This window comes from Rhodococcus sp. NPDC056516 (assembly GCF_042794655.1).
GTDB lineage: Bacteria > Actinomycetota > Actinomycetes > Mycobacteriales > Mycobacteriaceae > Rhodococcus_F.
Genome location: NZ_JBHTTG010000010.1, coordinates 221,363 through 245,354, shown reverse-complemented (window position 1 = coordinate 245,354; position 23,992 = coordinate 221,363). Strand labels below are relative to the sequence as shown.

General features: G+C 61.6%; 22 protein-coding genes. 10 read left to right on the top strand and 12 right to left on the bottom strand.

The genetic code is table 11. The features are described 5' to 3' along the window. Nucleotides 1–69: 69 nt before the first annotated feature. Genes ACFQ6Y_RS28550 through ACFQ6Y_RS28535 form a run of 4 tightly spaced genes read left to right on the top strand, consistent with a single transcriptional unit; the run spans nucleotide 70 to nucleotide 5,363 of the window. On the top strand, nucleotides 70–1,581 hold the full coding sequence (locus tag ACFQ6Y_RS28550) for a long-chain-fatty-acid--CoA ligase (protein ID WP_378640023.1): 1,512 nt from the start codon (nucleotides 70–72) through the stop codon (nucleotides 1,579–1,581). A gap of 37 nt (nucleotides 1,582–1,618) precedes the next feature. Continuing rightward, complete coding sequence (locus ACFQ6Y_RS28545; protein ID WP_378640021.1) at nucleotides 1,619–2,773, top strand: acyl-CoA dehydrogenase family protein; 1,155 nt, start codon at nucleotides 1,619–1,621, stop codon at nucleotides 2,771–2,773. An 8-nt stretch (nucleotides 2,774–2,781) separates the two neighbouring features. Beyond that, nucleotides 2,782–3,693, top strand: coding sequence for an acyl-CoA thioesterase (locus ACFQ6Y_RS28540; RefSeq protein ID WP_378530279.1), 912 nt, complete (start codon nucleotides 2,782–2,784; stop codon nucleotides 3,691–3,693). Nucleotides 3,694–3,728: 35 nt separating this feature from the next. Beyond that, nucleotides 3,729–5,363: a class I adenylate-forming enzyme family protein gene (locus tag ACFQ6Y_RS28535; protein ID WP_378640019.1), complete on the top strand. Its 1,635-nt coding sequence runs from the start codon at nucleotides 3,729–3,731 to the stop codon at nucleotides 5,361–5,363. Between the two features lie 47 nt (nucleotides 5,364–5,410). Here ACFQ6Y_RS28535 and ACFQ6Y_RS28530 read toward each other — a convergent pair whose 3' ends face one another. After that, entirely contained in the window at nucleotides 5,411–6,745 is a 1,335-nt protein-coding gene (locus ACFQ6Y_RS28530; protein WP_378640017.1) for an aminotransferase class I/II-fold pyridoxal phosphate-dependent enzyme, read from the bottom strand. An 81-nt stretch (nucleotides 6,746–6,826) separates the two neighbouring features. Between ACFQ6Y_RS28530 and ACFQ6Y_RS28525 the strand changes: the two genes are divergently transcribed. Continuing rightward, nucleotides 6,827–7,453, top strand: coding sequence for an FMN-binding negative transcriptional regulator (locus ACFQ6Y_RS28525; protein ID WP_378640015.1), 627 nt, complete (start codon nucleotides 6,827–6,829; stop codon nucleotides 7,451–7,453). Nucleotides 7,454–7,493: 40 nt separating this feature from the next. On the opposite strand, the gene ACFQ6Y_RS28520 is transcribed toward ACFQ6Y_RS28525, so the two are convergent. Then, nucleotides 7,494–8,390: an SDR family oxidoreductase gene (locus tag ACFQ6Y_RS28520; RefSeq protein WP_378640013.1), complete on the bottom strand. Its 897-nt coding sequence runs from the start codon at nucleotides 8,388–8,390 to the stop codon at nucleotides 7,494–7,496. Between the two features lie 269 nt (nucleotides 8,391–8,659). Between ACFQ6Y_RS28520 and ACFQ6Y_RS28515 the strand changes: the two genes are divergently transcribed. Continuing rightward, nucleotides 8,660–9,625: a ferritin-like domain-containing protein gene (locus tag ACFQ6Y_RS28515; RefSeq protein ID WP_378640011.1), complete on the top strand. Its 966-nt coding sequence runs from the start codon at nucleotides 8,660–8,662 to the stop codon at nucleotides 9,623–9,625. Between the two features lie 88 nt (nucleotides 9,626–9,713). Then, complete coding sequence (locus ACFQ6Y_RS28510) at nucleotides 9,714–10,151, top strand: SRPBCC family protein (protein ID WP_378530273.1); 438 nt, start codon at nucleotides 9,714–9,716, stop codon at nucleotides 10,149–10,151. On the opposite strand, the gene ACFQ6Y_RS28505 is transcribed toward ACFQ6Y_RS28510, so the two are convergent. Then, a complete protein-coding gene (locus ACFQ6Y_RS28505; RefSeq protein WP_378640009.1) occupies nucleotides 10,117–10,722 on the bottom strand; it encodes a TetR/AcrR family transcriptional regulator in 606 nt (201 codons plus the stop codon). The genes ACFQ6Y_RS28510 and ACFQ6Y_RS28505 overlap by 35 nt on opposite strands. A 113-nt stretch (nucleotides 10,723–10,835) precedes the next feature. On the opposite strand from ACFQ6Y_RS28505, the gene ACFQ6Y_RS28500 reads away from it, so the two are divergent. Continuing rightward, nucleotides 10,836–11,519, top strand: coding sequence for an SDR family oxidoreductase (locus tag ACFQ6Y_RS28500; protein WP_378530269.1), 684 nt, complete (start codon nucleotides 10,836–10,838; stop codon nucleotides 11,517–11,519). A gap of 25 nt (nucleotides 11,520–11,544) precedes the next feature. Here ACFQ6Y_RS28500 and ACFQ6Y_RS28495 read toward each other — a convergent pair whose 3' ends face one another. Together ACFQ6Y_RS28495 and ACFQ6Y_RS28490 are read right to left on the bottom strand one after the other, a co-directional pair. Continuing rightward, on the bottom strand, nucleotides 11,545–11,949 hold the full coding sequence (locus ACFQ6Y_RS28495; RefSeq protein WP_378530267.1) for a DUF4259 domain-containing protein: 405 nt from the start codon (nucleotides 11,947–11,949) through the stop codon (nucleotides 11,545–11,547). A 107-nt stretch (nucleotides 11,950–12,056) separates the two neighbouring features. Next, complete coding sequence (locus ACFQ6Y_RS28490; RefSeq protein WP_378640007.1) at nucleotides 12,057–13,142, bottom strand: PQQ-dependent sugar dehydrogenase; 1,086 nt, start codon at nucleotides 13,140–13,142, stop codon at nucleotides 12,057–12,059. Nucleotides 13,143–13,587: 445 nt separating this feature from the next. On the opposite strand from ACFQ6Y_RS28490, the gene ACFQ6Y_RS28485 reads away from it, so the two are divergent. After that, the gene (locus tag ACFQ6Y_RS28485; protein ID WP_378640005.1) at nucleotides 13,588–15,423 is read left to right on the top strand and encodes an acyl-CoA dehydrogenase; all 1,836 of its coding nucleotides are present in this window, start codon (nucleotides 13,588–13,590) and stop codon (nucleotides 15,421–15,423) included. A 423-nt stretch (nucleotides 15,424–15,846) separates the two neighbouring features. Here ACFQ6Y_RS28485 and ACFQ6Y_RS28480 read toward each other — a convergent pair whose 3' ends face one another. From ACFQ6Y_RS28480 to ACFQ6Y_RS28470, 3 genes are read right to left on the bottom strand one after another with little or no spacing between them, the layout of a single operon-like run. Then, entirely contained in the window at nucleotides 15,847–16,557 is a 711-nt protein-coding gene (locus tag ACFQ6Y_RS28480; protein ID WP_378640003.1) for a hypothetical protein, read from the bottom strand. Further along, nucleotides 16,554–17,582 carry an NAD(P)H-dependent flavin oxidoreductase gene (locus ACFQ6Y_RS28475; RefSeq protein ID WP_378640001.1) on the bottom strand — a complete coding sequence of 343 codons (1,029 nt, stop codon included), beginning with the start codon at nucleotides 17,580–17,582 and terminating at the stop codon, nucleotides 16,554–16,556. The genes ACFQ6Y_RS28480 and ACFQ6Y_RS28475 overlap by 4 nt, the downstream gene beginning before the upstream one ends. 45 nt (nucleotides 17,583–17,627) lie before the next feature. After that, complete coding sequence (locus ACFQ6Y_RS28470) at nucleotides 17,628–18,839, bottom strand: YbfB/YjiJ family MFS transporter (RefSeq protein ID WP_378639999.1); 1,212 nt, start codon at nucleotides 18,837–18,839, stop codon at nucleotides 17,628–17,630. A gap of 94 nt (nucleotides 18,840–18,933) precedes the next feature. On the opposite strand from ACFQ6Y_RS28470, the gene ACFQ6Y_RS28465 reads away from it, so the two are divergent. Then, a complete protein-coding gene (locus ACFQ6Y_RS28465) occupies nucleotides 18,934–19,845 on the top strand; it encodes a LysR family transcriptional regulator (RefSeq protein WP_378639996.1) in 912 nt (303 codons plus the stop codon). A 37-nt stretch (nucleotides 19,846–19,882) separates the two neighbouring features. Here ACFQ6Y_RS28465 and ACFQ6Y_RS28460 read toward each other — a convergent pair whose 3' ends face one another. From ACFQ6Y_RS28460 to ACFQ6Y_RS28445, 4 genes are all read right to left on the bottom strand, one after another. Then, on the bottom strand, nucleotides 19,883–20,839 hold the full coding sequence (locus ACFQ6Y_RS28460; protein WP_378639994.1) for an ABC transporter substrate-binding protein: 957 nt from the start codon (nucleotides 20,837–20,839) through the stop codon (nucleotides 19,883–19,885). A 66-nt stretch (nucleotides 20,840–20,905) separates the two neighbouring features. After that, nucleotides 20,906–21,664, bottom strand: coding sequence for an ABC transporter ATP-binding protein (locus ACFQ6Y_RS28455; RefSeq protein WP_378639992.1), 759 nt, complete (start codon nucleotides 21,662–21,664; stop codon nucleotides 20,906–20,908). Between the two features lies 1 nt (nucleotide 21,665). Further along, nucleotides 21,666–22,532: an ABC transporter permease gene (locus ACFQ6Y_RS28450; RefSeq protein ID WP_378639991.1), complete on the bottom strand. Its 867-nt coding sequence runs from the start codon at nucleotides 22,530–22,532 to the stop codon at nucleotides 21,666–21,668. Nucleotides 22,533–22,576: 44 nt separating this feature from the next. Beyond that, complete coding sequence (locus ACFQ6Y_RS28445) at nucleotides 22,577–23,896, bottom strand: aryl-sulfate sulfotransferase (protein ID WP_378541488.1); 1,320 nt, start codon at nucleotides 23,894–23,896, stop codon at nucleotides 22,577–22,579. Nucleotides 23,897–23,992 lie beyond the last annotated feature (96 nt).

Sequence of the window (23,992 nt, the reverse complement as noted above, 5' to 3'; positions counted from 1 at the left end):
GGGTGTCGATTCGTCGGCACCCCGACCATCCGCCGTCTGCACCACCCGACTCGAGGAGCACGCGAGCCCATGCATCTGACCCACCTTCTGCACAGGGCGGTTCAACAACAGCCGCACCGACCCTTGACCGTCTGCGAGCATCGCGAGCGCACAGCCCCACAGATCGCGAAGCGAGTCGCCAGACTCGCGGGAGCCCTGCGAGAGCGTGGCGTCGGTCCGGGCGACCGGGTCAGCATCCTGGCGTTCAACTCCGACCGTTACTTCGAGTCGTTGATGGCGACGTGGTGGATCGGCGCTGTCGTCAATCTGGTCAACCGTCACGGTTCCGTCCGTGAAGTCACCGACGCGGTCACCGGAGTCGGCAGCGCATTTGTACTCGTCGACGAGGAATGCCGGCTACTGGTGACCGGGCTCGACGCGACGGTCACGCTCGTCTACATGGGCGACGAGCCGGCACCCGCAGGCATGGCGGGTTTCGAGGACCTGATCATCGAAGGCCCCGGGGTCGACGACGTGCGTGCCGGCGGCGACACCTTGGCCGCGCTGATCTACACCGGCGGAACCACCGGCACTCCCAAGGCCGTCATGCACTCTCATCGCAGTCTCTCGACCGCCCTGCTCGGCGGTACCGGCTTTGCCCGGTCCTGCGAGATCGGTGGCATCACTCTGGTGATGGCTCCTCTGTTCCACATTGCCGCATTGCTCGGCATGCTGGCCCAGACCGTGGTCGGCGGCACAGTGGTGTTCGCCAACCGCTTCGATGCCGGCGATGTGCTCGAGCTCATCTCGGGCCGACGTGTCACCACCATGACCTCGATCCCGAGCATGTTGCAGATGCTCTACAACCATCCAGCTTTCCCGGACACGGACGTCACCAGCGTCAGATCAATCGTCTACGGAGCCGCCCCGATGCCCGCGGCCGTCCTGGAATGCGCGATGTCGCACTTCCCCAACGCAAACTTCGTCCAGGGATACGGCATGACGGAGACCGCGGTCATCGTCTCCCTGCTCGGTTCGGACCACCGTGCCGGCGGTCCTCGCCTGCGCTCTGCGGGCCGCGCGAGCCTTCACGCCGAAATCATCATCGTCGACCGGGAAGGCAACGAGGTGCCGCGGGGCACCGTCGGAGAGATCGTCACCCGCGGCGAGCACATCATGCTCGGTTACTGGAACCGCCCGGAAGAGACCGCCGAAGCGCTACGCGGAGGCTGGCTGCACACCGGAGATCTCGCGTACATGGACGACGAGGGGTACATCTTCATCGTCGATCGCGCCAAGGACATGATCATCACCGGCGGTGAGAACGTCTATTCGGCCGAGGTGGAGGACGCCGTCACCAACCACCCCGCAGTGTTGCGCTGCGCCGTCATCGGTCTGCCCGACGATCAGTGGGGCGAGCGCGTTCACGCCGTCGTGGTCCTCAACCCCCGATTGACTGCCACCGCAGAAGAGATTCGAGAGCACGTCAAAACCCAAATCGCAGGGTACAAAGCGCCGCGCACAGTCGCCTTCGTCGAAGCACTGACGACCACGGCCACCGGTAAGACCGACAAACGGTCACTGCGCGGCCTCTACACCTAGCCAACCCCGCGTCGTCCGCGGAACAAGGAGACTTCCCATGAAGCGCACAATCTTCGACGATCAGCACGATGCCTTTCGCGAGGTGTTCCGGGCCTTTCTACACAAGGAGGTCGTCCCGGAATTCGCGAAGTGGGAGGAGCAGGGATACGCCCCACGCGAGTTCTACCGCAAGCTCGGCGAATTGGGAGTCATGGGCTTCGACATCCCGGAGGAGTACGGCGGCGCCGGGCCGACGAGCTATCGCTATCTGATGATCATCGGAGAGGAAGCTGCGCTGGCCGGTGTCTCATTGGGTAACTACCACGCGAGCGCCGGAATCGTTCTGCCCTACTTGCTCACTCTCGCAAACGAGGAGCAGAAGAAGCGCTGGCTGCCCGCCTGCGCGAGTGGGCAGGCCGTGCTTGCCGTGGCGATGACCGAACCGGGGACGGGTTCGGATCTGGCTGCCATTCGCACCACCGCGAAGCTCTCGGACGACGGAGAAAGCTACATCCTCAACGGTGCAAAAACCTTTATCACCAACGCTTCTCAGGCAACACACATGGTCGTGGTTGCCCGTACCGGCGGCCCAGGTGAGAATCGCCGGGGAGGGCTCTCGCTGTTTGTCGTCGACACCGAATCCGCAGGCTTCGACGTTGGCCGCCGATTGGACAAGATCGGTTTGAAGTTCAGCGATACCTGCGAGGTCTCCTTCACCAATGTTCGAGTGCCGGTCACCGACGTACTCGGCGAGGAAGGAGTGGCCTTCAGTTACCTCGGACAGAACCTGCCGCGCGAACGCCTCGCCATGGCGGCCGGAGGGTGCGCCACCGCGGCCGCTGCCATCGCCCACGCGGTTTCCTACACCAGCGACCGACGCGTCTTCGGTAAACCGGTCGCGGACTTCCAGAACACCAAATTCGTTCTTGCCGAATGCGCTACGGATCTCGCCGCAGGTCAGACAATGGTCGATCACGCCGTCACACTCGAAGACACCGGCGAGTTGAGCGCCGTCGATGCTGCAATCTGCAAGCTCTTCTGCACCGAGATGGCAGGCCGCGTGATCGACAAGTGTCTACAACTGCACGGCGGCTACGGGTACATCCTCGAATATCCGATCGCACGGTTGGACGCAGACACGAGAGTGTCGCGAATCTACGGCGGCACCAGCGAAGTCATGAAAACGATCATCGCGAAATCCCTGAGCCGGTAGGAGCCCCGATGGACGAATTGTTGCAGCTCACTGACGCCGGCACTGCATACGACGGAGCACCTGAATTTCGCGGAACATGCTGTGCCGGTGGCCCAGATCGCGCCTACGGCGGCCATGTCGTCGCGCAGGCCCTGCTCGCTGCGCACCGCACCGTCGACCCTGTACGGTACGTGAACTCGCTTCACGCGTACTTCCTGTCCATGGGTCGACCGGGCGCCGAGGTGCAGTACCGAGTGCGAATCCTCCGAGACGGTGGCACCTATGCACTACGAGAGGTGACCGCCTTCCAGGGCGGCAATGCGCTGCTCTCACTGACCGCATCCTTCAAGAAGGAGGAGTTCGGACCCGATCGCCACATTGCGATGCCCCACGTTCCCACACCGGAATCAATTCCGGCACAGAGCGAATCCGTTGATCGATTCTGGTCGGGCATCACATCCTCGGCCATTCGCAAGGCAGTGCAGGTGCGCCCGATCAGCGGAGATTCAGCCGACGACGCCGCTGCCGACCACGGCGGTGGCAGGGACCGCCGCATGTGGATTCGCATCGCAGGCGATGTATCGAGCGATCACGGGATGCACTCCGCCGCACTCGCGTTCTGCTCGGACCTCACGCTGGCGCGAACCGCCGCCCTCGGCCATCTCGACCTGCTCGGCGGTGGAAGTCCGTCCCAGAAGCTTTTTCTCACTTCACTCGATCACGCCGTGTGGTTCCACCGCCCTTGCCGAACCGACGAATGGTTGCTGTTCGTTCAACGCAGCCCCACGTCGGGAGACGGACGGGGTCTGGCCAGTGGCGAATTCTGGACTCGCAACGGAATTTTGGTTGCCACGGTCACTCAGGAAGTTCTTCTTCGCGAAAAGTACGCACCAACTATCGACGCGCGGCCGAAGCTCGCCGCGACCATTCAGGCAGGTTAACTACGTCAGGAGTAGATGTGCACGGAATGCCCTTCATGCCAGTATCTCTCGATTACCCGGATGTTGCGTTCGACGCTATTCTCGCCGGCTCGGCACGCGCCTACGGAGACCGTGTTGCTCTACGTGACGGCGACGAGGCTCTCACGTTCACCGAACTCTACGATCACGCACTCCGAATAGCGCAAGGGTTGTCTGACAGGGGCATTCGTCCTGGCGATCGCGTAGTTCTCCTGATGCCCAATTCCCTGTGGTACCCGGTCGTCTACTTCGGAATTCTGTGTGCGGGAGCCGTGGCGTGCCCGATCAACCACACTCAGCCGACGAATTCACTGCGAGAATTATTGGCAGAGTTCGCACCTCGAGCCGCAGTGGTTCACCCGACCAGTGTGGCAACACTCCATGAGGCACAGAACTCGGCCCTCGAATTCACCGTCGTCACTCCCCCGACCGCGGCCGCCCCGGAGAACTGCCCGTCGCAAGACCGCGCAACCGGGGACGTCGATCTCGCTCAACTTCTCGAGTCGCCCGCCCTCACCCGGAGACTGGCAAGTTCACAAGGCGTCGCGCATCTTCAGCTCACCGGCGGCACCACCGGTCGCTCGAAGGGCGTTCAGGTTCTGCACCGCAATCTGGTGGCCAGCACGATTCAGACCACAGCGTGGCGTAGCTCGTCTCTTCCGGAAAGCGACGAAGACGGTGGGATTCGGATGGTTCCGGTACCCGCTGCTGTACACGAGAATTCGGAGCGAATGGGCGAAGGGGTAATTGCCGTCGTCGCACCGTACTTTCACGGACTTGCCCTTGTCGGACAGTGCAATCACGTGCTTGCCGGTACCACTACCCTCGTACTGGGCAGGTTCGATCCACACGAGTACCTCGCGACCATCGAGCACCTCGAGATCGACAGACTGATCGGCGCACCGGCGTTCTACCACCTACTCCTCGAGGCCTCGACCACATCGACTCACGATTTGAGTTCGGTGCGTTCGGTGTTCTCAGGTGCCGCACCCATCGACACGACCACGTTGCGTCGCATGGGCGAGACATTCCCGAACGCGAAGGTCATCGAGGGTTACGGGCTCAGCGAGGCGACAACCATTCTCACCAATCAACTCAACAACCCAGATGCGCGATCACCGATCGGCAGTGTAGGCCTACCGGTCTTCGACACACGAATCTCACTGCGAGACATGGAGACCGAAGAAGAAGTCGCTACCGGCGAAGTGGGCGAGATCTGGGCGAGTGGACCGCAGGTCACCGCCGGGTACTTTGCCGCACCCGAACTGACCGCGCTCCAATTTCGTGACGGGTGGCTCAAGACCGGAGACTTGGGCAGATTCGACAGCGAAGGCAATCTGTTTGTCGTCGGCCGGAGCAAGGACATGATCATCTACAAGGGGTACAACGTATATCCGGTTCAACTCGAGGAGGTGCTGTGCTCCCACCCCGGCGTCGCGCAGAGTGCGGTGATCGGCAGGGCCAAGCCCGAAGTCGGACAGATCCCGGTGGCTTTTGTCGTCAGATCAGCTGACACGAAGGAGGTTTCGGAATCTGAACTCGTGAAATACGTGAGCGGGAAGGTGGCTCCCTATCAGCGCATTCATGCAGTCGAGTTCATCGACGCACTACCTTTGACTGCAACGGGAAAAGTGCAGAAGTCGCGGTTGTAATTCGGCACAGTTGTATTCCAGCCCAGTTGTATTCCAGCCCAGTCAAACTATGTGCTCGCCAAGATTTCAGCCAGGGCACTCGCGAACTCACGCGCTTGCTCAGAGGTTATGGTGGAGGTGGTTACACGAAGTGCTCGGTGGCGCCGATCCGGCGTCGCCGAGAACTGACTTCCGTCCCGCACGAGCCAGCCACGCTCGGCGAGTCGATCGACGACAGGTTCGGAATCGCGATTTAACGGAACCCAGACGTTGAGTCCGTCGAGTGTATCGGGAATTACGATATCGTGTTCTGACAGTGCATCTTTCAGAATTACTCGGCGACGATCGTAGACAGCACGAGCATCCGCGAGGCCGTCGACCACCTCTGGATCACCCATCAGTTCGGCGCTCAAACGCTGCTGCAGGTGGCTAACCCAGTTGGCGCCCGACCGGAGGTGAGTGCTCAACCGAATTCCGGTGTCGAGGTCCGAGGCAACTACTGCCACGCGCAGGTCGGGTCCGAGAAACTTCGACACCGAACGTACGAGAGCCCACCGCGTAGTGCTCATCGGAGCGAGCCGGTAGTACCGATTGCTGGAAACGGCAGAGAAGTGATCGTCCTCGATTACCATAACGTGCGGGAACTTGGCCAGGATGCTTCCGAGAATTGCGGCTCGGTCGGCACTCATACTGACCCCGGTGGGATTGTGCGCACGCGGGGTGCAAATAACAGCACGCACACCACTTTCGAGAGCACGCAGTAACCCTTGCGGGGTGATACCCGAATTGTCGATGTCCATCGGGACAGCTCGGAAACCGTTGGCTTTGAGCGTTCCGATGCTCGCCAGGAAGCACGGATCCTCGATTGCGACAGCGTCACCGCGGGTCAAATGAGCGGTCAACAGTCGCTCGACCGCGTCGACGGCACCGTTGGTGATCGTAATCGAGTTCGGGCGTCGAACCTCCTGCTCGATCGAGGAGCGTGCCCAGGAATCGAGTAGAGGCTCGGTGGCTGCAGCGCCGTACAACCGCGGCACGTACGAAGTCCGGCCCAACGCTGCTCTGAGATCCGGCAGCAGTGCCGAATCGGGATTTCCACTGGCCAGATCTACCCGGCCAGGAGAAAAGCTCCCGCCCTCCCCGTCGAGGAGCGGAATCGATCGCACGAAACTGCCGCGCCGGCCCTGGGTCTCCACAACCCCCGCTGCCACGAGCAGGCGGTACGCCGCGGCAACTGTGTTCCGGTGAACCGCGAGATCGTCGGCCAGGGCCCGTATGGGCGGCAACGCATCCCCGGGAGCCAATGCCCCAGCACTGATGAGATTTCGGATGCCCTCGGAAATCTCCCCCGCAGTTCCGCGGACGACGTCACGCCTTACCTGGTCCGCCACAGTGCTGGTCACAGGCTCACTCTATTAGCACATGACAAAGTCTCCACGCTGTTGGCACATTGTCACATGACAAATAATTCAGCGAGGAGACACATGATCCTGCCCGGACAATTCCGCCTCTCCGAAGAGGCGGTCGCCGACTCTCTCCTCACCGGCGGATTCGGACACCTGGTCACACCAGGCCCCGAGACCCTCGAAGTCACCTCGATGCCACTGCTGTACAACGCCGAAAGAAACGTGTTGGAAGGGCATCTCGCCCGGACGAACCCTCATTGGCAATACACCGGGCCGTCGGAGTCTCTGGTGATACTTCCCGGTGCCGACGCCTACGTGAGCCCCGAGTTCTATCCGAGCAAGAGCGTGCACGGGAAGGTCGTCCCGACGTGGAACTACGAAGTCCTCTACGTCTACGGCCAACTGGTCGCGCACGACAACGAGGAGTGGCTACGTGCGCACGTCACCGCTCTGACTGCCCGGCATGAATCGAGCCGCGAGAACGAATGGAAGGTCACCGACGCGCCGCCGAAGTTCGTCGATGCACAGCTGCGAGGGATCGTGGGGATCGAACTGCACGTGGCCCGCGTCTACGGAAAAGCGAAGTTGAACCAAAACCGTTCCCCTGCAGATCGATCCGGCGTCATCCGAGAGCTCGAGAAGGGCACATTCTCAGAACGAGAGACCGCCGCGGCGATGGTCGCGGCAGGTCTCGACAACGGTTGACCGGTGGCCCGGTCGACGAGCGCCTCGAGGGTTCGCGGACTCAGGTAAGGGGTTTCCCACCCGTCACGCCGATGACTTCCCCAGTGGTGTAGCTGGACTCGCCGGATGCGAGAAATACATAGGCGGGTGCAAGCTCAGCCGGCTGACCTGCCCGCCCCAGCGGAACGTCGTCCCCGAATGTCTCGAACTTCTCCTTGGGCATCGTCGCCGGAATCAGTGGCGTCCAAATCGGTCCAGGTGCAACGGCATTGACCCTGATCCCCTTTCGTGCGACATCGGCGGCCAGCCCCTTGGTGAAATCGATGATTCCGGCCTTCGTCGTGGCGTAATCGAGCAACTCGGGAGAAGGAGACGCACCTTGGATGGACGAGGTGTTCACGATCGTCGATCCGGGCTTCATCTTCGCAATCGCAGCCTTGGAGAGCCAGAAGAGTGCGTAGAGGTTGGTTTTCATCACACGGTCGAATTGTTCGGTGGTGATATCGGCGATACCACCCATCTGCACCATCTGAAACGCTGCGTTGTTCACCAAGATGTCGAGTCCACCTAGTTCACTCACGGCGGTTTCGACCAATGCAGAACAATGTTCCTCACTTCGGAGATCTCCCGGCACCGAGACGGCTTTCCGACCTGCCTCTTCGACCCAGCGAACGGTTTCCCGAGCGTCTTGTTCTTCGTCGTCGAGATAACTCAGGACAACGTCAGCGCCTTCCCTCGCAAATGCAATCGCGACCGCTCGTCCGATTCCCGAATCTGCTCCGGTGACAATCGCGCGTCTACCTTCGAGTCGACCACTTCCTCGATAGGTCTTTTCACCGTGGTCTGGAGGAGAGATCATGTCTGCGGTGAGACCGGGATGGGCGATCTCGGACTGCCTCTCACGTTTGGGGGCAGGAAAACGCGTCGTCGGGTCCTGCATTTCGTACTGGTCCGGCATGTCGGTGCTCCTCGGTTGACGCAGTTTCTGGATGTACTTCTGGCTCGACGCACTGCACATGCCACCTTCCCGCCGAATAAGAATCGAAACCTCGGAGTGGTCGGCATCTCACTCGTCCAGGCAATGACAATCCCTTCATCTTTCGTGGTTACTACGCGGTAGGTCGGGGTAGCCCGCGTAGCGGCGGTGGATCCGCGGCCCGCGGAGCACTCGTCGAGCAGAAGCTGAACATCACGTAAAGCACGCACCGACGAAGGGACGACCCCGTTATGAGCAACTCCGAAACCACGGCTGACTTGATCACGCAGCTGCGAATCCTGCTGGGTTTGACGAACGCCGAAATTCAGGTCGCCGAAACACGCGTCGCGCAGGCCAGAACCGAAGCTGTTCGACGCGAACTCACGGAAAACGCAGAGAACGGTCGCGAAAGGGCCGGTTCGATCGAAGCCGCTATTCGCGATCTGGGCGGAGTACCCGAACTGATCGGTCCGTTCATCGGACGGGCGACAGCCGGAATGAAAGCAATGGTGGAACAGGCTCAGCCCTTCGACGAGGCGATCCTCGGCGACCTCGGGCTCGAACATCAGCTCCTCGACCGTTCCCGCTACCTCAAGGCCCTGGCCACCGCGGGCGGCGATCAGACCGTCGCGACATTGGCCGACCGACTCATCACTGCACATTCGGCGACTGTGGACTGGCTGACGACCGTCCTGGCTGAGGAGGCACTCGGCGGACCGGCAGCTTTGCGGCGCACTCCGATGCAAGCTGCCACCGGCGCGGCGATACGGCTGGTCAACGTTCCGGTCTCCTGGTCCACTCGCGGTCTCGACCGTGCCATCGACGCTGTCCGCACCTCGCCGCCGGTATTGGGTGAGCTGATCAGCTGGGGCGCATATGCCGGCGATGTGACTGTGAAGACGCTGTCGGCCAGTAGGGATGCGGCTATTGCCACTGCAGAGAAGGTCACTCGTCGAGAGGGTGCCGACGGTGCCGCAGATGTCTTCCGTTCGGTACGGAAGTCGAGTGGGCTACTCGAGCCCACGGAACTTCCCATCGAAGACTTCGACGAACTCAACGTCACCCAAGCCGTCTCCGCGGTGAAAGAACTGACCGAGGCCGCACAGGTACGAGACATCGTCGCGTACGAGGAAGCTCACAAGAACCGACACGGCGTCGTCTCCGCTGCTCAGGCAAGACTCGCGGCGATCGCCCAGGAAGTCGTCGGAATCAACTAGAGCACTCGATCGAGAAGCTCTGTGTCTGACTCTTGGAACCGGATGCGCGAGAGTTAGACCTACGAGACCGAACTGAAAGGCACGAAACATGGTCGAAGTCACCCGAAAGTTCACCGCCGAAGTACCGATCGAGAAGGCGGCCGCGTTTCTCCGCGACTTCGCCAACGCCCCACTGTGGGATCCGGGCACCGAGAGTTGCACCCAGACCTCGGACGGTCCGATCGCAATCGGAACCCAGTGGCACAACGTGTCCAAGCTGTTCGGCATCGGCACCGAACTGACGTACACCTTGGTGACCGACGAACCGACTCACGTCGTCCTCGAAGGCAAGAACAAGACCGCTACCAGTACCGACGACATCACCTTGACCGCGATCGGCGCAAGCTCCACCGAAATCAACTATCGAGCGAACGTCGAATTCAACGGCGCGGCCAAGATCGCCTCCCCACTCCTGAAAGCGGGATTCGAGGCCAAGGTGGCACCCGAAACAGTCAAGAAGATGACGAAGGCTCTCGAAGCCCTCTGATCAGTGCAGCGCGCGCGGAATCGAGAATTTCCTCGGAGAGATGAGAGCCCTTGGTAGCTCGCGAAAGAACTAGTGCACCGAGCATGGTCGAGAGCCGGACAAGACCGTCCGCGTCGTCGTCGGCTTCTTTGTCGGCTCGTTCGTCGGCAAGGGCTGCGGCAAAATCCCCCACTCCCTCCGTGTAAACCCGACGGGCCTCGCTGTCTGCAGGCTCGCGCGCCATGTCGGCCGCGAGCGCGGCAGCGGGGCATCCGTCTGCCGGGTTGTCGCGATGCTCCACGGAGAGGTAGTTGTCGATCAGGGTTTGCCGAGCCTCGTCACGTTGCCCGGCATGCCTTTCCAGTCCCGCAGCGTGCAGCTGAGTCAGTTCCGCAAAGGCATGGGCGGTCGCTTCGTCGATGAGCGCATCCTTGGACGCGAACTGCTTGTAGAAACCACCGTGGGTCAGCCCTGACGCCTTCATCAAGTCGGCAACGCTGAGGTGAGTGCCCTTCTCTCGGAACAGGCGAGCCGCGGTTTCCACGACGCGCCGACGGTTCTCTTCCGCTTGTTGCTGCGATACGCGGCCCATCAAAACGCCTCCCTGTTTGGATTTCACTTGACATCTATCTTAGCTCGAACTTAGATTTGATTCATAATCTAATTGTCGGGGCCGCCGACGCTAGCCACAACACTGGGAGAATCATGGATCTGAACAAGACGGTTGCCATCGTGACCGGAGCCAATCGCGGGCTCGGACGCCATCTGGCCGCGGGACTCGTCGAACGCGGCGCAAAGGTGTACGCGGCCGCCCGCAATCCGGAAACTGTCGATCTGCCCGGCGTGATCCCCCTGAAATTGGATGTGACGGACGCCGAATCGATCGCGGCTGCGGCACGCATCGCCTCTGATGCGACGTTACTGGTGAACAACGCAGGTATCTCTACCTCGGCACCGTTGATCGTCGGCGACATAGATGACGTTCGCCGCGAGCTGAACGTCAATTTCTTCGGCCCACTCACCGTGACCCGAGCATTTGCTCCCGTCATCGAAAACAACGGCGGCGGAACAGTACTCAATGTTCTTTCGGTACTGTCCTGGTTCCATCCGGCCGCACTGGGGTCTTACGCGGCATCGAAAGCCGCGGCATGGGCGATGACCGACGCCGTTCGTGAAGAACTGGCGCCGCGTGGAATCTCCGTCTCGGCACTACATGTCGCATACATGGACACCGACATGGCCGCGGGCGTACCCGCCGAACAGAAAATCGATCCTGCCGATGTCGCCACTCAGGCACTGGACGGCATCGAAAGCGGGTTGGCCGAGATCCTCGCTGACGACACCACCCGATACGTCAAGCAAAGCCTGTCCTCGTCGAACTCCGCATGACCAAGATCTTGTTGGCGGGTGACACTCATCCCAGCGCTTTGAGACTGGCCAATCTGCTCAAAATCGGTGCCCGCCAAGCCTCGAGGTCTTCCGGACCGTTCTCTTCCCACAACTCGTGCAACTCGGACGTGTCACTGTCGGAGACTGCGCGCTCGAGAGCGGCGAGGACCCACGCCTTCTGCTCCGGACTCAAGGTTTCGACATAACCGGCGGCATCAATTTCGCTTAGCTGCACAGGCTTCGGCGCAACCCCGTGCGCAACCGCAAGGATCTCGGCGACAGCGATCGCTGTTTGAGCATCATCGGCATCGAGGTAACCGTCGTCGGGGTGGCGTGCGTAATCGTCGATGTCGTAGTCACCCGCTTGTACTGCGCTGAGCAGGTCGCCCGCTACGTCGTTGTCGAAAGGTCCTGAACCCCAAGTCCCCATGCCGTCTCTCCGATCCGTGCCCTCGTTATCCGTCGCACCGATAGTAGTGAATCACTGGCCACAGCGAGGATCCTCGGGATGGAGGGCGCGTTCACCGGATATCGACGTCAGCGCAACGGGACGCGAATGATGCGGTCGTCGCCAGTTTTCGGATCGCCACGACCGTCCGTGTTGTTTGTCAGTATCCAGAGCGCCCCATCGGGAGCGATGGCAACGTCGCGAAGGCGTCCGTACGTGTCGACAAACTGCTCGTCAGCCGTTGCGGGGTCGGTCAACGGCACAGCCCGGAGTCGCTCACCGCGGAGATTGGCGATGTAGATCGTGCCGTCGTGGATGACGATTCCGCTAGGGCTGGCATCATCAGGTGACCACTGTTGGAGCGGGTCGATGAATCCGTCTTCGCCCGCAATCCCTTCGACCTCGGGCCACCCGTAGTTTCCGCCTGCTTCGATTTTGTTGAGCTCGTCCCAGGTGTCTTGCCCGAACTCGCTGGCATACATCGTGCCGTCCTCGGTCCAGGCCATGCCCTGCGAGTTGCGATGCCCGTAGCTGTAGACAAGCGAGTTCGGAAACGGGTTATCTTGCGGCACATCACCATCCGGGGTCATGCGAAGGATCTTCCCGGACAACGAATCGAGATTCTGAGCCCGGTCGCGACTACCGGCATCACCGACGGTGGCGTACAACATCCCGTCCGGGCCGAACGCGATGCGACCTCCGTTGTGGTAGTTGGCCGAAGCGAGGCCGTCGAGAATCGTCTCAGCCGGCCCGAGGGCAAGCGCTCCGGGATCGCCGGTGATTCCATAACGCTCGATCCGGTTTTCCCCGTCGGCGGTGAAGTACACATACAAGTCGTTTTCATGTACTGCGATCCCGAGGAGACCACCCTCGCCCCTAGGACTGACGCCGTCAATGACTCCCACCTCACGGGGGCTTCCACTGCCGTCGACTTCGAGTATTCGCGCGGTGTCCCGCTCACTGACAAGTGGCGTCTGGCCATGGAAAGCGATCGACCAGGGCGCGTCCAAGCCGTCGGCGAAGCTCTCGGGTTCACCGAACGCCGCGGCGGGTGCCGATCTTGTTGCAGTGCTTACCCCCGGACCAGGCCCTTCAGTGTCCTCGGTACTGCAAGCAGTCATCAAGGCTGAAACGAGCACGGCGGCGCCAAGTCCTCGGATCTGTCGTCGTGTCATGGACGCCTCTCCCCGGTTCAAACAGCATTTACCCCGACGGTAGCGCGAATTGGTCCATGAAACGGGAACGACTCGGCGTTCGGCACCGCCGCGACCGATCAAGGAACACCTCCGCTACCGTCGGGGGAAACTCCTGGTTCACCGAGTTGCGTACGCACTGATCACGGTGACTGCGCACAATCCCTGAGGTGAGGATCATTACTTCGCCTGGTGTGCAACCTCTTTGAACCGACCTGGGCGTCGCACAGGCATTCCTCGGCCGACTCGCGCCCACATTCGGCAACCGATTGTAAGAGTGCATGTTTCGACACGAATCGCAACCGTGTTACTTCACAGCAACGACACCTGTCTCAACCTACGGTTGCGTACTGAATTCCTTGTGGGGCAGGCTTTCTTGTGTACCGCTGACGAGCCGTATTGCTGACAACACCAGGGTCGGAGAACAATGGGTCACTACAAAAGCAACGTGCGCGATATCGAGTTCAACCTGTTCGAGGTACTCGGGATCGGCGAACTGTTGGATGCCGGCGCTTACGGGGACCTCGACACCGACACCGTGCGCAACATTCTTGCCGAAGTAGCGAGGCTGGCGGAGGGCCCGGTCGCCGCATCCTTTGCCGACGCGGATCGGAACCCTGTCGAATTCGACGCACCCAACCACGCCGTCGTGGTCCCGGAACCTCTACGCAAGACCGTCGAGGCAGTGAACGAGGCTGGTTGGTCGCGGCTCGGACTACCGGAGGGCATGGGCGGCGTTCCTGCTCCCGCGCCGTTGGTCTGGGCGATCGGCGAAATGTTGGTCGCGGCAAACGGATCGGCGAGCTTTTTCAACATGGGTCCGCTGATGGCGAGCGTGCTCTACAGCATCGGCAACGAACAGCAAAAGCACTGGGCCAAAGAAGGATTCGAGCGTGGCTGGGCCGGAACGATGGTATTGACCGAACCCGACGCCGGATCCGATGTTGGCGCAGGCCGAACGAAAGCAATCGAGCAGAATGACGGCACGTGGCACATCGAGGGTGTCAAGCGGTTCATCTCCGGCGGCGACGTCGGAGACACTGCCGAGAACCTCTTCCACTTGGTGCTTGCCCGCCCCGAGGGAGCCGGCCCCGGCACCAAGGGGTTGAGCCTATTCTACGTTCCGAAGTTCCACTTCGATTCGAAGACACTCGAATTGGGCGAGCGAAACGGCGTCTACGTCACAGGCGTCGAACACAAGATGGGCCTCAAGTCTTCCCCGACCTGCGAACTCACATTCGGGGCGACTGACGTTCCCGCCGTCGGCTGGCTCGTGGGTGATGTTCACAACGGTATCGCCCAGATGTTCCAGGTGATCGAGAATGCCCGGATGATGGTGGGTACCAAAGCTACCGGAACGTTGTCCACCGGCTATCTCAACGCCTTGGAGTACGCAAAAGAACGAATTCAAGGCGCGGACCTCACAGAACTGACAAACAAGACCGCACCCCGCGTGGCCATCACCCACCACCCCGACGTCCGACGCAGTCTGGCGATGCAGAAGGCGTACGCCGAAGGCCTCAGAGCGGTTTACCTCTACACTGCCGCACACCAGAATGCCGATGTCGCCGAATTGGTTTCGGGTGCCGACGCCGAATTGGCGGCACGAGTGAACGATCTGCTGCTGCCCATCGTCAAAGGCGTCGGATCCGAGAAGGCCTACGAACTGCTCACCGAGAGCCTGCAGACTTTGGGCGGCTCCGGTTATCTACAGGACTACCCCATCGAGCAGTACATCCGCGATGCCAAGATCGACACCCTGTACGAGGGCACGACGGCAATCCAGGCGCAGGACTTCTTCTTTCGGAAGATCGCCCGTGACCGTGGCGTTGCACTCGCTCACATAGCCGGTCGCATACGAGAGTTCATCGACAGCGAGGCAGGCAACGGTCGCCTCAAGGCCGAGCGAGTTTTGCTCGAAACCGCGTTGACCGACGTGCAAGAGATGGCCGGGACGCTCACCGGCTATCTGATGGGTTCCCAAGACCAGCCTTCCGAGTTGTACAAAATAGGCCTCGGCTCAGTGCGCTTTCTGTACGCGGTGGGTGACCTGCTCATCGGATGGCGACTACTCGTACAGGCCGAAGTCGCGCTGGCAGCCTTGGATCGCGACGCGTCGGAAAAAGACCGGTCCTTCTATCGCGGCAAGGTGGTCATCGCGTCGTACTTCGCGAAGAACATATTGCCCATCCTGGCGTCGACGAAAGAAATCCTGGGTTCCCTCGACAACGAGATCATGGAACTGGAGGAAGAAGCGTTCTAGGATGTCGCCACTGCGTGCCAGGCTGTCGGCAGGGATCTGCAGTGCCGCTGGCACGGCCCTTCTACCTACATGCAGAACTGCGTGTGGACGGTGTCGATGCTCGATGACGGCTACTGCCACCTCGCGCTCGACGCTGGTCCGCGACCGAAGTACAAGAGTGCAGGAACCAGCCCACTGAGGGGCTTCGGGTTCGGCGGGCCACACATCGAACAGCCTGCGCAGGAGCTGAGGGCTCTGATCGCCGGAGAAGTCCAAGATGAGCTGGTCCGCGGATTTCCCTTTGTGCACTGGCCCATTGAGAAAGATCGATTTTTGATGCCGACAATACGAGACGGACGCGCGGTGTGGGTGGTTGGCAGCTCGGATCGTATAGTCGCCGAGATCGGCAAACTCTGCTCGAGATGAGACCGTTTGCTGCGTGATTCAAGCCTGATCGAAAACCGGTGACGGAATCTTGTTGGAACGGTAGGAGTCTCCGCTCCGGTTCGGCCGCCAGAGACGCCAGTGTTTTGTGGACAGCCGGAACGGGAGATGGTCTTGTAGGTGACGCGCACCGGGCGACAACCGTTCGTCTGCAGGTAGGTTGAGCCACAGGGACAGTGAAGACGCGGCGTTGCCGAGCGTTGCGCGAATTCCCGAGTCCCCCAACAGCCGACCGTACCCGTCAACGGCGAATCGGCCGAACGCGTCCGGAGTGACATCGGGGTACGGCGCGCTGGTGCTCGGGTCGAGTAGACGCACGCGCGCACTGTAGGTCAATGCCGCGAGTGAACGCCCGTAGGCCGTCACGGCCTCGGGGCCGACCGCAACGAGGGCGTCGAGCGCTTCGTTGACGGATCCGGCCGCCACGTTCCATTCGGTATGGGTTTGCGCTTTGTGGCGGGGCCCACCGAGGATTTCGGTGGCAAACGATGACACCTGCTCGGTCGGCACTTGCGGTGCACCCTTGTAGATTTCGAATGTCCACGACGGCAAAGACACTGGTTCGGTGCAGGCCTCCAAGAACGTGCGCAGGCACTCAAATGCCTTGTCAGGCCTCTTGGCTCGAAGCGAGTGCGCACCACCCGCAGACGCCGGCAAACCGTCGTACGTCACTACTTCCGACAATGGGATGTCCTGCGTCCGGGCCATCACAAGTTGGTCAATCGCGTGAGCACTACCTCTGCCGATTCCGCAGTGGCATGGCGATACCCGGTGCCGGCCCACAGGTGCATGCGCTCGGGATCGCTCTGCGCAACAGCAGCTTTGCGCATCGGATTGGTCAGATGATGGATCGCCGGATATCCGATGGGCGCCAGTGCGTCGTAGCGGTCGATGAACTCGTTCCGAAGTGCACGTGCGGGACGTCCCGTGAAAGCTCTTGTGACGACGGTGCTTCCGCGTGACGTGTCGGCCAAAGCTGCCTTGTGTGGAGCCGAGGCACCACTCTCGTCGGTGCGAAGCAGCACAGTACCGACTACCGCGGCCTCCGCTCCGGCGCGCACTACCGCTGCGACGTCGGCGGAGGTCGCCAGTCCACCGGCCGCCAAGAGCGGAACCGACGTGCGGTGACGGATCTGCGCGATAAGTTCGACGATCGGTGTTTCTGCCGGAACCTGCAGGGGAGTAATGGTTCCGGAGTGACCACCGGCAGCCGAGGATTGAACGACCAGGAGGTCAGCTCCCGCGTCGACCGCAAGAACTGCCTCTGCCTCCGAAGTCACGGTCAGCACGACAACTGAACCGGCCGCGCGCAGCGCCTTGACGACGGCGGGCCCAGGAAAGCCGAAAGTGAAGCTGACCACCGGAACCGGGGTTGCCAGGAGCAGATCGATCTTGTCCTCGAAATAGTCGTCGTCCTCGACCGGTTCGCCCTGAGGAAGTGTGACGCCGTAACGATCCGCCTCGGCCTGGATCGCCTGGGCGTAGGTTCGGAAAGCGGCGGCGTTCACCGGTACCGGGTTGGGCGCAAAGATATTGACGCCGAACGACACTCCCTCGGCACGAACGATGTCGATCTGGTCGGCCAGAGCCTGTGGCGTCTTGTACCCGGCGGCAAGGAAGCCGAGACCGCCGGCCCTAGAAGCAGCTGCGACGAGAGCCGGCGTTGACGCACCGCCGGCCATGGGAGCCGCGATGACAGGGACCTTCAGGTCGAGATCGGTTGTGAGTTCGCTCATTCGAACATCTCCAGTCCTTCGACGGATAGTGCTCCGGCGGTTTCATCATCTGACATCAAAAACTACCTCCTTGTTCGAAGTGGCCGTCCGAGGGCCCGCCTCGAGATCGGCAGGGAATCGGAACCGTAATGCTGTGGCGGCCACAGCCGCCGCAAGGACGACGGCACTGCCGAGCAGCAGAGCATCGCGATACCCGTCTCGCAGCAACGGAGTGACAACGAGTGGACCGAGAATCTGGCCGACGCTGTAGCCAGCGGTCAGCAGCGCCACGGCGCGTGGGAACTGCAGGTGTGCGCCGATCGCCAACACGATGGACCCGACACCGAGGAAGGTCACGCCGAACAGGAAAGCGGAAATCAGCGCGGGGCCGACGCCGCCGATCACGGCAGGTAGCGCAATGCCGATCGCCTGTATCAACAGTGCGACGAGCAGCAAGGTCGGTCGCGACCAACTCCGGCTGAGCCAGGCCCATAGGGCGCAGGACGGAAATGCGGCCAACCCGACCACGATCCAGGCGGCGCTGCCTACCCATTCGGGTGCGGCGAGATCGATGGCTGCAACGAGGAACGTGCCCGCGATGATGTAGCCGATTCCTTCCAGAAAATAACTGATGAACAAGGCCATGAACCAGCGATGGGTGCGTCGGGGACCGGTAGTTCCCGGGGCGTCCGGTGTGATGATCGGACGCGGTTCCGGTGACAGCCCCCAGGCTACGACCGCGCACACCACTGCAAGGGCCGCGGACGCCAACCAGGCCGTGGTCCAGGTGCCGATGAAGCGGATACCGAACACGAGGACACCGGACAAGGCGATACCCAGCCCGACTCCGCCGAACCCCCATCCGGCGAGGTGTTGGAACTTTCCCCGAAGGTGCGCGTGCAAAGCGCTGACAGCGATCATGAATACGAGCGCACTGGCGATGCCTGCGACGAGCCTCAGGGCGAACCAGATCGATCCGTCGTGCGTGGTGGGCATGAGCGCCAACGTCGCGATGAGGACCACCAACGAAGTACGCATCACCGCTGCCGAACGCACAACCCCGGGAATGAGGATTCCGGTGAGCGCGCCGATGAGATACCCGATGTAGTTGGCGGTGGCCAGAGTGGCGCCGAGCGAGGCGGACAGACCGGCCTGCGTGTGCATCAACGGCAGTATCGGTGTGTAGACGAATCGACCGATTCCCATGCTCGCGGCCAGCGCAGCGGCTGCCTGGACAGCGTGCGTACGCGGAGAGACTCCATTCCGGGCTGAGGTCATGGACTTATCGTGTGCCCGGTCGTGCCGGACCGCCACGACCACTTTGCTCCTGACTGATAGGCGCAGCCTCCCACCGCACGTAGCATCTGTGATCGTGGAGCTTCGTCAGCTGAGATACTTCGAGGTCGTCGCCGAGGAACTGCACTTCGGCCGGGCCGCGGCACGGCTGCTGATAGCCGGGCCCTCCTTGTCGCAGCAGATCATGGCGCTCGAACGAGACCTCGGCGTCAAGCTGTTCGTCCGCGACCGCCGCTCCGTCGCGCTTACCCCCGCCGGCGCGGCGCTGCTCCCCGAAGTCCGCGCGTTACTCGAGCGAGCCGAGAATCTGCGTCGTCGCGCGGAACGTCTGTCCGGAGCAGAGCCTGTCCGGATCGGCTACGTCAATTGGCTTCCGACAGATCTGATCGCGCGCACCTCAGGGGTCGCGCAACTGCACGTCGACCCGTGGGTGGTGCCCTCGCACGCGCAGGCCGCGCGCGTGGCAGACGGCAGCCTCGACCTTGCCATAGCCTGGGTGCGGAAAACCGATGTCGCCCAACATGGCCTGAAGTCCCGACTACTCGGCGCGGATCGGGTTTACGCGGTCTCCACCGGTGCGGACACCACACCGGTGCAGGCGCAAGACGTCGTCCTACTGGTCGACGACGACACCACCTCCTGGTTGTCGTGGAACGTCTTCGCCGAAGAATTCGCCCGCGATACCGGCGCACAGATCCTGCGCATCAACGACGGCGGTATCACCGGCCCCGCATTCTTCGATCACGTCCGTGCCATCGGCCGCCCCGTGGTCAACTCACCCAAGGGCCAGACCACAACTCTGCCAACCGATCTCACTGCACGCTCGATGGTCGACCCGACGGCAATCTGGACGTGGTCGCTTCTGTGCCGCGAGAGTGAAACGCGCCCTGCTGTTCTCGCGGCCATCGACGCTCTCACTCGCGACGTTGGGGATCTCGGAATCCATGAAGTCGGAATATGGCTACCGGCCGACGACCCCCACCGGTAATGGCGGAGGGCGACCCTATTGCGGCGTCCTCACCCAATCAAGATGTGATGAAACGAGTTTCGAGAAATGTGGCGTAGTCGGGCAGGCCGACACCAGCCACGAAATTCCCTTCAGCTTGCGCCCATTCCGCGAGTTCGTGCAAGTTGGTCGCAAGGTCCGGCGCGAGTTGGAGGGTGAAGTCGAATTCACCCAGGATCGATCGCAACAGGTTGGCGTCGAGCTGAGTGGACTTGGCTACGGCATCAACGGCTTCGTCGTTCTTACTGGTCAGGCTGGCGCCGGCCTCACGGATCGCGGAGAAGAATTTGGTAATTGCGTCACTCTTGGCTGAGATCGCCGTCTCGGTGGAGAGGTACAGGCTGTGCTGACTGTATGTGCCGCCGGTCAATTCGACAGCGTCTTTGCCCAACGCCTCGATAGCCTGTGCCTGATAGGGCTGAAAGATGGAGACGGCGTCGACATTGCGCTGACTGACGGCAGTAACGACAGCTGCGGGCGAAACCTGGACAAGATCGGCCTCGAGGTTTCCGGCAGTCAGTGCATTTGAAATGTAGTAAGCGGCACTGGTGCCCAGCGGAGTTCCGATGGATTTGCCGGCGAGGTCGGCGGTGGTGTTGATTCCTGCGTCACGTCGGGCGACGATCTTGGATCCCTGCCAACGTGAACCATCACCGACAATGCGCAACGCCGGGTTTCGGACGATCGCAGCCGAAGTGGGTACGTCAGCGGCGGTGGTGATGTCGACCTGGCCGGCGGCCAAAGCCTGCAGCGCTTCCACACCGGAGGAAAAGTTCACGACCTTGACTTTTACGTCCTGATCGTCGAACAATCCGGTCTCGGCGGCGACGGGGATCTGCGCCCACGACGGGTCGACGACGAATCCGACTGTAAGCGTGTCGGAATCGGAATCCGTACCGGCGCATGCGGTGGCCGATACGGCGATTGCCAAGACAGCGATCGCGCTCAGAAAGACACGGCGTAGAGATGTGGTCACGATAGATCGTCCTTTGCAAATGAGTAGAAGAACGGCGGGAACGCCGCCCATCGCAGGCAGAGTTCGTTACTGCGCTGCGTGGTCGATGCCGAGCTGGTGATGCAGGGTTTTGCGAATTTCGCTGTAACCGGGCAGGTCTGCGAGGCTGTCGGCAGGGCGTGGGCGGTCGAGCGGATTGACGATGCGCTCGGCGATACCACCGCCGCTCAGCACGTTGATGGTGTCACCGAGCCGAATCGCCTCATCAACATCGTGGGTGACAAACACAACTGTGCGGTTGAGGCGCGTCCACAAATCGATGAGCAGGTCCTGCATACGCAATCGGGTGAGAGCATCGAGGGCAGCGAACGGTTCGTCCATCAGCATGACCTCGGGCTCGCCGGCGAGAACACGCGCGATGCTCACGCGCTGACGCATACCCCCGGACAACTCGGCAGGTCGTTGCCTGCTGACCTGCGGCGCGAGCCCGACCAACTCGAGTAGTTCACCGATACGCGCCTGGCGAATCTTGTGCGGCAGTCCGCGGGCGACGAGCGCGAAATCGATGTTGTCGGCCACCGTCATCCACGGGAACAACACGTCGCGTTGAAAAGCGACGCCGCGCCGAGGGTCGGGGGCGGTAACGATCTCACCGTTGTCGGTGACACTGCCACTAGTTGGGGTAGTCAATCCCGCAAGACAATGCAGCAGTGTGGATTTGCCGCTTCCAGATGCCCCGACGAGCACCGTGAACGAACCTTCGGGGATGGTCATCGAGATGCGGTCGAGAGTGGGTCGTGGGGTACCCGGGAATTGGACAACCAGGTTGTGGGTCTCTATGGCCATGTCAGTGTTGTTCTTTCGCCCAGCTGATGAGTGGTGCCGTGGTTGCGTTGACAGCGAAGTCACACAGCGCGCCGATCACGCCCAGGACGACTAGGCAAAAGATCAACCGGTCGGCCTGGGAGAACAGCTGTGCCTGGTAGATGCGATAGCCGATTCCGACTGTGGTGCCGGTCATTTCAGCCACTACGATCAGCACAAATGCCATTGCCGCTCCAACCCGCAGACCTGAGACAATGTAGGGTGCGGCCTCAGGCACGATGACCTTTCGCAACGTTTGCCACCTGCCCGCACCCAGACAGCGGGAGGCTTCGAGGTAATCAATTGGAGTGCTGGATAATCCGGCGTGACTGTTGATCCAGACAGGCACGAATACACCGAGCGCGATCACAAGGACCTTGCTGTCTTCACCCAGCCCGAACCACAAGATGGCCAGCGGAACGAGCCCGATGGTGGGAATGGGTGAGAACACCCGCAGCACTGGCTGGAGCAGTTTGCGTCCCGCTGTGGTTGTTGCGGTGACAACGGCGACGAGTAACCCGATCGCCGCACCCAACACGAAACCGCTTGCAGCCCTCGACAAACTTGCAAGGATGTCATCCGTGAGCAGGCCGTCCCGCCATAATGTTTGCCCGGCCGAGAGGATTTCCGGGACACTGGGCAACAGCTGTCGAGGAAAGCGGCCGGTGGCGACGATCCCCGACCACAGCGTCGCGGCGATCATCAGGCCGAGAAGGGTCCAGCCGGCCGAACCGAGTCGCACACCGATCTGTTGGATCGCGTCGGCAGGCAACCACGCCTTGCGCGGCGCAGGCGCTACGACACGGTTCGGCGTCGATTCGTCGGCACGGGGTGGCAGACCGGTCGTCATCGGTTACCTCTCATGAGTTGATTGGGCGGAAGCGCTTTTCGCTTTCAGTTCCGGCGACGCAGATCGATGTGTGGCAGTGAAATAGTCGGTGGGCGAAGCGGGGTCCATTCGAACGGGACGGCCTGCGACCGATACACCAGCGGAGTCAGACTGAGGCGGTCGACGCCAGGTACCCGAATCTGTGTGACTTCGGGCTCGCCGGCAACGCCGTACCCCTCGTACGGGCTGTGGTACTCCCACACCACAGCACCGCCGGGTGTCACCTGGAACAGGCGACCTTGCATCCCCTCGGTGATCAAGGTATTTCCGTTCGGCAATCGTTGCGCGTTGCTGACGAACGAACTGAAGAAGGCCCAGGGAGGTTGCCCTGAGTCCTCAGCGGTGTACTGCCAGACGATCTCCGAAGTGACCGGATCGATCTCGAGCACCCGCGAGCCGGCATAGATTCCGATCGCCGCCGACGGATAACCCGCTCCACCCTGATTGTCGAAAATCAGAATGTTGCCGGCCCCCGGCAGTCCCGGGGCAATCATGTGTGGGTTGTGCTGTCCCGAGGTTTGATCGAGTGGACGGGGCACTTTGTGCACACTGATCCGCTGATGTTGGGCACCAGCTTGCGCGGTGTAGTAGGGGCCGCACTGCCACACGGGCGATCCGGTGGATCTGTCGATGAGAGCAACGATGTTGGCCTTACGGAAGCTGATCATGATGTTGTCCGGCGCAAAAACACCGTCAGGGTCGACATCGTGCCAGCGGTTGGGTCCCAGCGACTTGGCGCTGTTCATCTCCAGGTATCCCCAAGGGTCTTCCGGGTCCCGGGCGACGGTCTCGCGCAGCGCGGCCCAGCCTTCATCGGAAAATCCGAACTCTTCCAGATGATCACCGGCCAGCCACGACCACACAATGGCGCCGTCCGGAGCGACTTCGTAGAGACCTTGGTCGCCGACTACAGAATCACCGAGAGTCGGCACCACCCGTGGAACAGTCACCAGGATCAGCCGGTTGCCGTTGGGCAGTAACTCCCAGTCGTGGTTCTGGCGCGCGACTCCGTCGTGGGCCTCGGCACCCCATTCCCAGCGTCGCTCGCCTGCCCAATCAAGCTGACCGATGGTGCCATTGGCATAAATGCCACCGCGAGGATCGCCGCTCGCGGACAACTGCACACCCACGTCGCCTACCAACCCGTCGTTGAGTGCAGGGTCGAGAATGCGGGGTGGGACTCCCGCATATGGCCACTCGTGCAGAACCGCCCCTGCAAGGTCGATCAGGCGGGTCACCGAGTCCGCGCCCGTGAACAGCACATAACTGTCGTGGACAAGTTCGGGGTCCAAATAAGTGACGCCAGTGAGCCTTACGAATGCCATGCCGACTACTCCACCAATCCTCTGTTACGTCCGCGAGTCGATGCCGCAACTCTTCTAATCGATTAGATTAGGGACGGCCCCAGCACTGTGGAACTG